Below are 11656 nucleotides of genomic sequence, written 5' to 3'. Positions count from 1 at the left end.
GCCCGCCTACGCACCGGCGGGGACCGCGCCGAAGGGGGCGGCGGTATCCGCTGTCGCCCCTTGCGGGAAGAGAACGGTGGAGATGGCACGCCCGGCCGTGACGCGTTCGGCATCCATGCGGGCCTCGAACCAGCTGTGGACGAGGGCGGTCGGCATGGCGACGGCAAGGCCCACGGCGGTGGTCAGGAGCGCCACCCAGATGCCGCCCGCGAGCAGCGAGGGGTCGACCTGTGCGCCCGCTTGCTGGAGCGACTGGAACGCCTCGATCATGCCGAGGACGGTGCCGAAGAGGCCGAGAAGGGGGGCGAGCTGGGCCACGGAATCGAGCAGGCGGAAGCCGCTTTCGAGCCGGGCGAAGCGGGTTTCGGCCTCGGCCTCGAGGCGGGCGGCGTCGGCGGGCCCGGCGGTGAAGGCCATGGCGATCACCGGGGCGAGGTAGCTGCGCGAGCGCGACAGAGCGGCCTCGGCGCCGGCGCGGTCGCCGCGGTCGAAGGCGGCGACGGCATCGGAGAGCTCGCGGTGGCGGCCGGCACCGGCGGCGCGGAACTGCCAGAGCTTGTAGAGGATGACGGCGAGGGTGAGGATCGACACGCCGATCAGGACCATGACGACCGGGCCGCCGAGATCGGCGACCTGGCGGAGGGCTTCGAGCATCTGGGTCATCCGATCACCTCGATTTCGGTGCGGCTGTTGACTTCGAGGCCTGTGGAGCAGGCGGTGTCGTCAAGCTCGGGGGCGGTGCAGGCATGGGCGCCGTTGATCAGCACGCGGCTGAGGTTGTCGCAGGTCAGGCCCGGCACCGAGAATTGCCGCACCCGGGGCCGGCCGGGCGGCAGGGTGCCGAAATCGAAGAGGGTGAGACGGTCGACCTGGCCCTCGGCGTTGAAGAGGACCGTTTCGTAAACCGCCTTCTCGATCGGTTTGGCGTGGCCGTTGATGACCAGGAAGGTCAGCGCGCAGGCGTTGTCGCCGGTCTTGACGGTATTGAGTTCGACCATGACGTTTTCGCCGATGTCGGTGTCCTGGGCCATGGCGGCGGGGGCCGCGAGCAGACAGGTGGCAAGGGCGAAGAGGCGGATGGCGTGGCGCGTCATGCGGGGCTCCGGGACATGGTTTTACAGACGGATTTCGGCCTGGCTTGGGTATGTCCCGGCTTGGCGATTATCAATGGGATTCACCACAAAACGCCCTGCCGCGCAATACCTAATCGAAATAGTCGGGTTATGCGGTCAGAGGGCGGTGCCGGCCTTGAGCCCTTCGAGCACGGCCTCTTCGACGGTGCGGGGGGTGAGGCAATCGCCGATCAGGTGCAGCTCGCCGGGCCATTGGGCAAGCTGGTCAGGAAGCGTGGTGACAGGCTGGTGGCCGAGGGAGGTGACGAGGGTGTCGACGCCGTCGAGCATCACCGGTTCGCCGCTTAGGACATGCTGGAAATAGGCGTCTTCACTATCCGCGCCGTAGAGGCGGAGGTAGGGGTGGATCTCGACGCCGAGGCGGTGGAGGGTGCCGAGCCATGCGTCGCGGGCGTATTGGGGGATGGACTGGCCCGCCATGGTGCCGTTGACGGCGAGGCGGACGTGGCAGCCGTTGCGGGCGAGGCGTTCGGCGAGGCCGAGGCCGATCCAGTCGCCTTTCCAGTCGGCGATGACGACGCGGCCGCCGATGTTCACCTTGTCCTGCAGGACCTCCCATGCGGTGACGATATGGGCCTCGTCGGCGCCGGGGATGTCGGGGGTGTAGGGCATGGCGCCGGTGGCGCAGATGACGGCGTCGGGGGCGGATTGCTCGATCAGCGACAGGTCGGCGGGGCTGTTGAGGCAGATCTCGACGCCGGCGGTTTCGGCTTCGCGGGTGAGGTTGGTGGTGGCGCCGCCGAATTCGGCGCGGCCGGGGAGGATTTGCGCGAGGTTGACCTGGCCGCCGAGGGTGCCGGTCGCCTCGTGCAAGGTGACGTTGTGGCCGCGGGCGGCGGCGATGGCGGCGGCCTTGAGGCCGGCGGGGCCGCCGCCGATGACGAGGACGCGTTTGGGGTTGGTCGCTTTGGTGAGGGTGCCGTAGGTGAGTTCGCGGCCGGTTTCGGGGTGCTGGATGCAGGAGATGGGCTGGCCGTTCAGCATGTGGCCGATGCAGGCCTGGTTGCAGGCGATGCAGGCGCGGATGTCGTCGAGGCGGTTTTCCTGCGCCTTCAGGGGCATTTGCGGGTCGGCGATCATGGCGCGGGTCATGCCGCACATGTCGGCCTGGCCGGAGGACAGGACCTCTTCGGCGATCTGGGGCTGGTTGATGCGGCCGGCGACGAAGACGGGCAGCGAGACACGGGCGCGGATGGCGGCGGCGAGGGGGGCGGTGTAGGCCGTCTCGTAATGCATGGGCGGCACGATGTGGGTGGAGCCCGCCAGCCCGGCGGAGGTGCCGGCGGTGACGTTGAGGTAGTCGAGGACGCCGTCGGCGGCGAGGGCCTCGGCGATGGCGAGGACCTCGGGTTGTTCGAGGCCGTCATGGTCTTTCTCCTCGCCCGAGATGCGCAGGCCGATGGCAAGGCCGTCGCCCGCGCCGCGGCGGACGGCGGCGAGGACCTCGCGGACGAGGCGGAGGCGGTTTTCGGGGGAGCCGCCATAGGCGTCTTGCCGGATGTTGGTACGGGGGTTGAGGAACTGGCCGAGGAGGTAGCCGTGGGAGGCCAGCACCTCGATGCCGTCGAGGCCGGCTTTGGCGAGCCGGCCGGCGGCGGCTTCGAACCCTTCCACGAGTTCGGCAATGAGGGCCACGGGCATGGCGCGGGGCATGACGTGGAAGCGTTCGTTCGGCACGGCGGAGGGGGCGTAGGCCACGGGCTGGGTGCCGTCGGCGAGCGCGCCCATCTCGCGGCCCGGGTGGGTGAGCTGGCCGAAGACCTTGCAGCCGTGGGGGCGGCAGGCAGCGATGATGCGCTCGTAGCCGGGGATGCAGGCATCGTCATAGGCGGTGATGGCGGCGCGGCCTGAGGTGCCGGAGGGGTGGGCGCGGGCGGCCTCGACGATGATGAGACCGGCGCCGCCTTCGGCGCGGGCGCCGTGATAGGCGGCCATGCGGGCCGAGGGCACGCCGTCTTCCAGCATCACCGTCATGTGGCCGGTGGAGAAGATGCGGTTTTTCAGGAAAGCGGGGCCGACGCGTAGGGGAGAAAAGAGCGTCGGGAGCGAGGGGTTAGCCGTCATTGTCGGTGTCGGCCTCGTCATCGGGATCACCGGGAAGGGAGAGGCGCTTTTGCTGGAGGCGTTGCAGGCTTTTGTGGCGGGCGGTGCAGACGTCGCATTCGCGCGGCACGCCTTCGGACTGGGCCTGTGGTTCGCCGTAGATGTTGGTTGTCGCGGCGTCCGTCTCTTCGCTGGTGCCGTTGGCGAGCGCGGGGGTGGCGAGGAGGAGGGCGAGCAGGACGTGTTTCATGCGGTTCCCGTGTCGAGATAGCGGCGAAGCGGTTCGGTGGTGTCGCCGGTTTGCGCGGCCTCGCTTTCGAGGAAGGCGATGGCGGCGAATTCATGGTCGGTGAGGGTTCTGAGCGCGGGCAGATCCTCGGGCGGGGCCATGGCCTCGAGCCCCTTGAAATCGGCGATGTAGGCCGGAAAGCTTTCGCGCATGCCGGCAATCAGGGTGTCCCAGTCATCGGGCTCGGCATCGGCCTGATCGCGGCCTGTGGCGTGCAGGTCGGTGGTGGCGCGCGGGGTGAGGCCGTATTTGTCCAGCAGGGGCCGGACCGCGGCGGCGGCGAAGGTTTCCACCTCGCCCATCAGGCGCATCTTGTCGGCCTGGTCGGGGGTGGCGAGGCGGTCGGCGATGCGGGCGAAGTAGGCTTCGCCTTCGATCTCTTCCTCGTAATACTGCTTGAGCCTGTCGAGATAGGCGGCATCGGGTGCGGGGGTCGTGGCGCCGACGTCGATACGGTCGTGGCGGGTAAGGCGGCTGGTCTCTTCGGGCAGGTCCAGTTCGCGGGCGTAGCGGTGGCCGGCATAGACGGCGGCGGCGATGATGGCGGGGGCCTCGCAATCGCCGATGCGTTTGAGGGTGAAGGGCAGTACCGAGGCGTCACCGCCGGCGGAGGCGAGGAGGTCGTGGTAGAGCGTGTCGTTGGGTTCGCGCTGGGTGACCATGACGACGGAGCCGAAGGAAAGGCGTTTCTCGGCGCCGGTGAAGATGCATTTGAGGGTGGCGTCGGTGCCGTCGTAGCTGTCGAGGTTCTGGGCGGTTTCGATTGCGACGCCCTGTTGCATGAGGCGGGTGCGGACGGACCAGCGTTCGGTGGTCTTGCCGGCCCATTCGGAGACGACCTCGGAGGGGGTGGCGAGGGTGACGTCGAGGCCCTTGGCGCGGAGGAACTCGGCGAGGAGGCCGCCCATGTAGTAGTTGTCTTCGTCGTAGACGAGGACGGGGCCTTCGGGGATTTGGCCCGCCATGATGTTGTCGGGGGTGAGGAGCTGGATTTCCTGACCGGCGACGGGCTTGAAGACTTCGCCGTCGAACCGGTCGCGGCGCCATGTGGCGCCGGTGGCGAGAACGACGTGATCGGCGCCGACCTCGCGAATGGTGTCGGCGGTCATGGCGCTTTCGCGGAAGATCTCGACATTGGGCATGTTTTGCAGGGCCTGTTCGCGGTAGTCGCGGACGCGGGCATAGGGGCTCATGCCCGGCAGGGCGGCCTCCTTCGTGGCGCGGCCGCCGAGATCGCGGCTGGCCTCGGCCAGCATGACGTTGTAGCCGCGCTGACCGAGGGCGCGGGCGGCTTCCAGTCCGGCGGGCCCGGCGCCGACGACGAGGACGGAGCTGTCGGAGCCCTTGGGGGCGATCTTTTCGGGGTGCCAGCCGCGGCGCCATTCCTCGCCCATGGCGGGGTTCTGAGTGCAGCGGATCGGCACGCTGAGGCTGTCGCCGGAATAGCAGATGTTGCAGCCGATGCATTCGCGGATGGTTTCGAGCGCGCCGGACTCGATTTTCGAGGGCAGGAACGGGTCGGCAATGGAGGGGCGGGCGGCGCCGATGAAATCGGTGATGCCGCGCTTGACCTGGCTGACCATCGTGTCGGGGGAGGTGAAGCGGCCGACGGTGACGACGGGTTTCGAGGTCACCTCTTTCACGAAGGACATGTAGGGTTCGAGCGCCGCTTCCTGCGTGTAGCGGGAGACGCCCATTTCCACGAAGTAGTTGGCGATGTTGATGTCCCACAGGTCGGGCAGGTCGGCGAGCAGGGCCAGCATGTCGCGGCGTTCGCCGTGGATGGGCACGCCGTCTTCACCGATTTCCTCGTCGGCCGAGAAGCGGACGGCGACGGCGCAACGGTCGCCCACGGCTTCCTTGGTTTCCTCGATCAGTTCGCGCACCAGCCGCACGCGGTTTTCCAGCGATCCGCCGTATTCGTCGGTGCGGGTGTTGATGCGGGGGTGGAGGAAGTTGGAAAGCAGGTAGGTGTGGGTGGCGTAGACATAGACGATGTCGAAGCCAGCGTCGCGGGCGCGGAGCGCGGCGTTGCGGTGCCAGAGGCGGAGGTTGCGGATATCCTGCTTGTCCATCGCGCGGGTCTGGTAGGGGTGGCCGGCGAGGTTGGGCATCGAGGCGATGTCCATCGAAACCTCGCGGGTCATCAGGTTGGCGGTGCGGGCGCCGCCATACCAGAGCTCGGCCCCGGCCAGTGCGCCGTGTTCGTGGACCGCGTCGGTCATCAGGGTGTGGGCGCGGATATCGCTGTCGTCCCAGAGCGCGGCGGAGGGGTGGGGCAGGTCGTCGGAGGTGGGGTGGATGGAGTTGTACTCGGTACAGACCACGCCCCAGCCGCCCTCGGCCTTGACCCCGCGCATGGCGGCCAGCATCCGCGGGCGCATGTGGCCCATGCCGGTGCAGTGGGGCACCTGGTAGAAGCGGTTCTTGGCGGTGACGGGGCCGATTTTCACCGGCTCGAAAAGGATGTCGTAACGCGGGTCGCGGGTCATTCCGCTGCCTTTCGGTGTTCGGGGAGGGGGGCGAGTTCGGTGAGTTCCCGAAGGAAGGGGATGGCGCGGTCGTCCTGCTCGCCGAGTTCCCGGGCGTATTTGTGGCCCGAATAGACGGCCGCGGCGATGATGCCGGGGGCGTGGGCGTCGCCGATGAGGGTGACGTTCGAGGCGCCCTGGGCGGTGAGGTCGTGGTAGAGGGTGTCGACGGGCAGGCGCATGGTGACGAAGACGGCGGTGCCGCAGGGGATGGTGCGGGTCGTGCCGGTGTAGGCGCAGGCGAGGTCGGCCTCGTCTTTGCGCAGGGCCGCGATATTGTGGGTGAGGACGAGGGTGACGCCCATTTCCAGCAGGCGCTTTTGCACGGTGTGCTGTTCGAGCGTGTTGTGAGACCAGCCTGCCACCTCGGGGGCGGCGGTGACGAAGGTGACGTCATGGCCGTCGGCGCGGAGTTTCTCGGCCATCAGGCCGCCCATGTAGAAATTGTCGTCGTCGAAGATGACGACGGGACCGGTGGGCTCGGTCCCGTCCATAATATCGTTGGGGGTGAGGACGGTGGCGCAGTCGCCGATGGAGATGCCGCGGGGGTTGGTGCGGCCGATGCCGTCGGCTGTCCAGCGGGAACCAGTGGCGAGCACGATCCGGTCGGCGCCGAATTCGGTGGCGGTCTCGGCGGTGAGCTCGCTTTCGAGGTAGAGGTTCACGTTGGCCATCTGGCTGATCTGGTAGGTGCGGTAATCGACCACGCGGCCCCATTCGGAGAGGCCGGGCAGGCGGCGTTCGCCGATGAGGCGGCCGCCGGCCTCGGAGCGGGCGTCGGCGAGGGTGACCTCGTGGCCGCGTTCGCCGAGCGCGCGGGCGGCTTCAAGGCCGGCGGGGCCGGCGCCGATGATGAGGACGGAGTCTTCGGTGCGTTTGGGGGCGATGCGGTCGGGGTGCCAGCCCTTGCGCCATTCCTCGCCCATTGTCGGGTTCTGGGTGCAGCGCATGGGCGCGAAGCCCATGTCGCCCGAGATGCAGATGTTGCAGCCGATGCATTCGCGGATGTCCTCGATGCGGCCGTCTTCGATCTTTTTCGGCAGGAAGGGATCGGCGATCGAGGGGCGGGCGGCGCCGATGAAGTCGAGCTTGCCGCCCTTGACGAGCGAGACCATCGCGTCGGGCGAGGTGTAGCGGCCGACGCCGACGACGGGTTTGGTGGTGACCTGTTTGACGAAGGCGACATAGTCGTCCTGAAAGCCTTGCTCCTTGAAGCGGGAGGGGGCGCTGTCGTGATCCCAGTCGGAAATGTTGACGTCCCAGAGGTCGGGCTCTTCGGCGAGCATCTCGACGAGGTCGCGGCCTTCGCCGTCGCAGGTCATGCCCTCGTCGCCCATGAGTTCATCGACGGCGAAGCGCAGGGCGACGGCGCAGGTGTCGCCCACGGCATCCTTGGTGTCGGCCAGCACCTCGCGGAGGAGGCGGGCGCGGTTTTCCAGCGAGCCGCCATATTCGTCGGAGCGGCGATTGCGGTAGGGCGAGAGGAAGTGGGAAATGGTCGAAAGCTGGTGGCCCGCGTAGACATAGACGATGTCGGCGCCGGCCTTCTTCGCGCGCAGGGCGGCGTCGCGGTGCCAGCGGCGCAGGTCGCGGATGTCGGAGAGGTCCATCGCGCGGGCCTGAAGCGGGTCGGGCAGGGCGACGGGGTGGTGCGATGGGCCCATCGGCGCCATGCGGCTGTAGCGATTCGAGGTCATCACGCCGCCGTGGTTGAGCTCGATCCCGGCGAGGCTGCCGAATTCGTGGATGCCGTCGCACATGCGGGCGAAAAGCGGGATGTCACGGTCTTCCCAGAGGCGGCCGCCGGCCCAGGGGGTGTGATCGGCGGAGGGGTGGATTTCCACCTCCTCGGTGCAGACGACGGCCCAGCCGCCCTCGGCCTTGACGCGGCGCATTTCCGTCATGGAGGACGGGAAGGTTCGGCCCATGCCGTTGCAATGGGGGACCTGGTAGAAGCGGTTCCGGGCGGTCACCGGACCGATCTTCACCGGCTCGAAGAGGATGTCGTAGCGGGGATCTCGGGTCATGATTCAGTTGCTGCAGGCCTGTGCGCCCGGCGGGTCGAAATGCCGGGGGAATGTATTGGCGAGGAATTCGCGGATCCGGGTCTTGGCGTCGAGCCGGGCGAATTTCTCGGGGTATATCAGGATGTTGATGGAGTAGCCGTCGTAAAGCGCCTCCATCGTGTTGGCGACGTCGGCGGCGTCGATGGCGCCGTAATCGCCATCGTCGATGATCTGTTCGAAAAGCTCGCGCGAGGTGTCGAGGCGCTCGGCGTCGATCTCGTCCATGATCTTGCGGTAGACGTGGCGATAGGGCGCCTCGCCGAAGAAGCTGTACCAGACGGAGAGGTTCTTCCGGTTGCAGACGCGCGGGTGGAAATTGGCGTCGACGATGGCAAGGAGCTTGGACACCGGCGTGAGTTCGGCCTTGTGGACGGATTTGTGCCACTGGTCGCGGTGTTCGTCGGCGAGGTGGCGCAGGGTTTCCTCGAAAAGATTCTGCTTGTTCTGGAAGTGGAAGTTGACGATGCCGAGCGACAGGCCGGCAAACCCGGTCACCGTGGTCATGGTGGTGCCGGAGATGCCGTGCTTGGCGATCGACTCGATCGTCGCCTCGATCAGCTGCTGGCGGCGCACCTCGCGCGAGGCGGTGCGGCCGGTCGGCTTTGCCGGCTTGGTCGTGCGGCCGTTCACATCCGCCATGACAGGCCCCTGGTTATGCCGAAGGACACCGCCATGGGCCTTACTCGGCGCCCAGCAGCACGAGGGATTCCGGCTCCCAGCTGAGCCAGACCGGGCGGGAATCGTCGGTGACCGAGATGGCATCGAGCTTGTTCTGGGCCGAGACGGCGACGGGCTTTTCCAGACCGTCGAGTTCGACGAAGAAATGGCTGCGCTCGCCCAGGTAGGCGGAGTGCCGGAGCGTGCCCTTGACGGTGGCGGTGCCCCCGTTGGGCTGTTCCTCGGTCAGTTCGAGCTTTTCGGGGCGGATGGCGACCTGGATGCGGTCGCCCTCGGCGAAGGCGCGTTCGCCGCGCTCGCCGTGGATCTGGCCGAGGCCCTGTGCCTCGACCGAGACCTTGGTGCCCTCGACCTTCGAGACCTTGCCGTCGAAGAAGTTCATCGTGCCGATGAAGGAGGCCACGTCGCGCGAGCCGGGGCGTTCGTAGAGGCCGGTCGGCGTGTCCAGCTGCAACACCCGGCCGTGCGCCATCACCGCGATGCGGTCGGAGAGGGTGAGGGCCTCTTCCTGGTCGTGGGTGACGAAGACGAAGGTGATGCCGACGGTGCGCTGAAGCTGGCGCAGTTCGAGCTGCATCTGCTCGCGCAGCTGCTTGTCGAGGGCGCCGAGCGGTTCGTCGAGCAGCAGCACCTTGGGCCGCAGGATCAGCGACCGCGCGAGAGCGATACGCTGGCGCTGGCCACCGGACAACTCGTTGGCGCGGCGGTCGCCGTACTCGGGCAGCTTGATGAGCTCGAGCATCTCGTCGACCATTTCGTTCTTCTTGGCCTTGTTCAACTTCTGCCGCCGCAGCCCGTAGGCGATGTTGTCGCGCACGTTGAGGTGGGGGAAGATGGCGTAGTTCTGGAACACCATGTTGACCGGGCGGTAGTGCGGCGGGACTTCCGACATGGGCTGGCCGTCGATGTAGATCTCGCCCGAGGAGGGGTTTTCGAAGCCCGCCAGCATGCGCAGCAGCGTGGTCTTGCCGCAGCCGGAGGAGCCGAGAAGCGAGAAGAACTCGCCGTGGCCGATGTCGATCGAGACGTTGTCGATCGCCTGGAACTTGCCGAAGAACTTGTCGACATTCTGTATCGAGATGAAGGCATCCGTCATGGGGGTTACTCTACCTTGACTGCGCCGGCATGGGCGCTGCGGTTGATCCAGAGACCGATGAACACGATCACGAAGGAGGCGGCGATGACGAAGGAGGACAGCGCCAGCACCGAGGGGAATTCCTGCGGGAAGCGCAGCTGGCCCCAGATGTAGAGGGGGAGCGTTGGCTGCGTGCCGTTCAGGAAGAAGGCCAGGATGAACTCGTCGAAGGAGACGGTGAAGGTCAGCATGAGGCTGGCGATGACGCCAGGGAAGATCATCGGCAGGGTGACACGCCAGAAGGTCCAGAGCGCGTTTTCGCCCAGATCGGCCGAGGCCTCTTCCAGCGCCGGGTCGAAGCCTTCGAACCGGGGGAGAAGGGTGGCGATCGAGAAGGGCATGCAGACGATCAGGTGGCCGAGGCCCACTGTCCAGAGCGAGAGCGGGATACCGAGGCGGCTGAGCAGCACCAGAAGGGCCACGCCGAAGATGATGAGCGGTACCACCAGCGGCAGCATGATGAAGCCGACCAGCGGCCCGCGCCCGGGGAAGCGGTAGCGGGCGATGGCCTTGGCCGCGAAGACGCCGAAGGCGGTGGAGATGACCGAGACGGCAAGCCCGACCTTGACGCTGTTCATCAGGGAATTCCACACCGGTTCACGGTGGAACAGCTCGACATACCATTTCAGCGTAAACCCTTCGAGCGGGAAGCGCACGTAGATCGAGTCGTTGAAGCTGAAGAGCGGGATGAAGAGCACCGGCACGTAGAGCACGATGATGAAGATGATCGCGTAGACCTGCAGGGGCCGGCTTTTCTTGCGGATATAGGAGTCGGTGCTCATGAGATTTTCCTCCGCACCAGCAACATGATCAGGATGTAGAGCAGGCAGATCAGCGTGATGGTGATCATCAGAACGATCGAAAGCGTCGCGCCCATCGGCCAGTTGTTGATCGGGCCGAACATCTTCTGGATGAGGTTGCCGATCATCGCCCCGTCAGGCCCGCCGAGCAGCGCCGGCGTGATGTAGTCGCCCGTCGTGGGGATGAAGATGAGAAGGCTGGCGGCGATCACGCCGGGCAGCGAGAGCGGCAGGGTGATGCGGAAGAAGCGCATCGCCGGGCCGTCGCCCAGATCGGTCGCCGCTTCGAGAAGCGAGCGGTCGATCTTTTCCAGCGAGACGTAGATGGGCAGGATGGCGAAAGCGGCCCAAGCATGGGCGAGCGTGATGATCACGGCCTCCTGGCTGTAGAGCAGGAATTCGAGCGGTTCGCTGATGATCCCGACGCTCATGAGGGCCGAGTTGATGACGCCTTCGTAGCCCAGAACCACTTTCCATGCGAAGACCCGGAGGAGGTAACTAGTCCAGAAGGGCAGGGTCATCAGCACGATCCACATCATCTTGTTGCGATGAACGTGGAAGGCGACGTAGTAGGCCATCGGGTAGCACAGGAGTACCGTGGCGATCGTGGCGATGGCGGACATGTAGATGGACCGGCCGAGCAGCGCCATGTAGATCGGGCGTTCGAAGACCTGCTGGTAATTCTTGAGGGTAAGCGTGGTGTCGAAGTCGAAGCCGACCGCGCTCCACAAACTCATGACGATCAGGATGGCGAAGGGCACCAGGATGACCGTCAGCATGAAGATCAGCGTGGGGGCCAGGAGGCCGAAGCCGCGCGCCGCTTCCGACTTGTAGATCAGGCGCTCGAACCAGCCCGCGCGGGACGCGGGCCCCTTAGACTCGGGGTCGGGTGTCGTAGCGTTCAGGGATTGCTCGCTCATGGGGAATGGATCCGCCTTGTTGGCGCGCCCGTCGGGCATGGGGACCCGGACCAGCCGATAT

Annotated in this window: 10 protein-coding genes; all 10 read right to left on the bottom strand. The window is 66.8% G+C overall.

All coding sequences use genetic code 11. From position 1 onward, the window contains the following. Positions 1-6 precede the first annotated feature (6 nt). The 10 genes from RIdsm_RS21020 to RIdsm_RS20975 all read right to left on the bottom strand — a co-directional run bounded on the left by RIdsm_RS21020 (position 7) and on the right by RIdsm_RS20975 (position 11595). Positions 7-654, bottom strand: a complete 648-nt coding sequence (locus tag RIdsm_RS21020; protein ID WP_370276025.1) for a MotA/TolQ/ExbB proton channel family protein — start codon at positions 652-654, stop codon at positions 7-9. A 5-nt stretch (positions 655-659) separates the two neighbouring features. Next, the gene (locus tag RIdsm_RS21015) at positions 660-1094 is read right to left on the bottom strand and encodes a hypothetical protein (protein ID WP_057818431.1); all 435 of its coding nucleotides are present in this window, start codon (positions 1092-1094) and stop codon (positions 660-662) included. 135 nt (positions 1095-1229) lie between these two features. Continuing rightward, positions 1230-3197 (bottom strand): oxidoreductase, encoded by a 1968-nt coding sequence (locus tag RIdsm_RS21010; RefSeq protein WP_057818433.1) that lies wholly within the window; start codon positions 3195-3197, stop codon positions 1230-1232. Further along, positions 3187-3426 carry a hypothetical protein gene (locus RIdsm_RS21005; RefSeq protein WP_057818434.1) on the bottom strand — a complete coding sequence of 80 codons (240 nt, stop codon included), beginning with the start codon at positions 3424-3426 and terminating at the stop codon, positions 3187-3189. Before RIdsm_RS21005 ends, RIdsm_RS21010 begins: the two co-directional genes overlap by 11 nt. After that, positions 3423-5957, bottom strand: a complete 2535-nt coding sequence (locus RIdsm_RS21000) for an oxidoreductase (protein ID WP_082647458.1) — start codon at positions 5955-5957, stop codon at positions 3423-3425. Before RIdsm_RS21000 ends, RIdsm_RS21005 begins: the two co-directional genes overlap by 4 nt. Beyond that, positions 5954-8023, bottom strand: a complete 2070-nt coding sequence (locus RIdsm_RS20995) for an oxidoreductase (protein ID WP_057818437.1) — start codon at positions 8021-8023, stop codon at positions 5954-5956. The genes RIdsm_RS21000 and RIdsm_RS20995 overlap by 4 nt, the downstream gene beginning before the upstream one ends. A gap of 3 nt (positions 8024-8026) precedes the next feature. Then, positions 8027-8701: a TetR family transcriptional regulator C-terminal domain-containing protein gene (locus tag RIdsm_RS20990; protein ID WP_057818439.1), complete on the bottom strand. Its 675-nt coding sequence runs from the start codon at positions 8699-8701 to the stop codon at positions 8027-8029. A 40-nt stretch (positions 8702-8741) separates the two neighbouring features. Next, positions 8742-9836, bottom strand: a complete 1095-nt coding sequence (locus tag RIdsm_RS20985; RefSeq protein WP_057818440.1) for an ABC transporter ATP-binding protein — start codon at positions 9834-9836, stop codon at positions 8742-8744. A gap of 5 nt (positions 9837-9841) precedes the next feature. Beyond that, positions 9842-10657 carry an ABC transporter permease gene (locus RIdsm_RS20980; protein ID WP_057818442.1) on the bottom strand — a complete coding sequence of 272 codons (816 nt, stop codon included), beginning with the start codon at positions 10655-10657 and terminating at the stop codon, positions 9842-9844. Next, positions 10654-11595: an ABC transporter permease gene (locus RIdsm_RS20975; protein ID WP_057818490.1), complete on the bottom strand. Its 942-nt coding sequence runs from the start codon at positions 11593-11595 to the stop codon at positions 10654-10656. Before RIdsm_RS20975 ends, RIdsm_RS20980 begins: the two co-directional genes overlap by 4 nt. Between the last annotated feature and the right edge of the window lie 61 nt (positions 11596-11656).

The organism is Roseovarius indicus, assembly GCF_008728195.1.
In the GTDB taxonomy this organism is placed as follows: Bacteria; Pseudomonadota; Alphaproteobacteria; order Rhodobacterales; family Rhodobacteraceae; genus Roseovarius; species Roseovarius indicus.
The sequence above is the reverse complement of the archived record's forward strand: the minus strand, read 5'-3'. Positions and strand labels throughout refer to the sequence as shown.

Coding starts and splice junctions, on each gene's coding strand:
- RIdsm_RS21020 (WP_370276025.1), bottom strand. CDS start 654: ATGCTCGAAGCCCTCCGCCAGGTCGCCGATCTCGGCGGCCCGGTCGTC.
- RIdsm_RS21015 (WP_057818431.1), bottom strand. CDS start 1,094: ATGACGCGCCACGCCATCCGCCTCTTCGCCCTTGCCACCTGTCTGCTC.
- RIdsm_RS21010 (WP_057818433.1), bottom strand. CDS start 3,197: ATGACGGCTAACCCCTCGCTCCCGACGCTCTTTTCTCCCCTACGCGTC.
- RIdsm_RS21005 (WP_057818434.1), bottom strand. CDS start 3,426: ATGAAACACGTCCTGCTCGCCCTCCTCCTCGCCACCCCCGCGCTCGCC.
- RIdsm_RS21000 (WP_082647458.1), bottom strand. CDS start 5,957: ATGACCCGCGACCCGCGTTACGACATCCTTTTCGAGCCGGTGAAAATC.
- RIdsm_RS20995 (WP_057818437.1), bottom strand. CDS start 8,023: ATGACCCGAGATCCCCGCTACGACATCCTCTTCGAGCCGGTGAAGATC.
- RIdsm_RS20990 (WP_057818439.1), bottom strand. CDS start 8,701: ATGGCGGATGTGAACGGCCGCACGACCAAGCCGGCAAAGCCGACCGGC.
- RIdsm_RS20985 (WP_057818440.1), bottom strand. CDS start 9,836: ATGACGGATGCCTTCATCTCGATACAGAATGTCGACAAGTTCTTCGGC.
- RIdsm_RS20980 (WP_057818442.1), bottom strand. CDS start 10,657: ATGAGCACCGACTCCTATATCCGCAAGAAAAGCCGGCCCCTGCAGGTC.
- RIdsm_RS20975 (WP_057818490.1), bottom strand. CDS start 11,595: ATGAGCGAGCAATCCCTGAACGCTACGACACCCGACCCCGAGTCTAAG.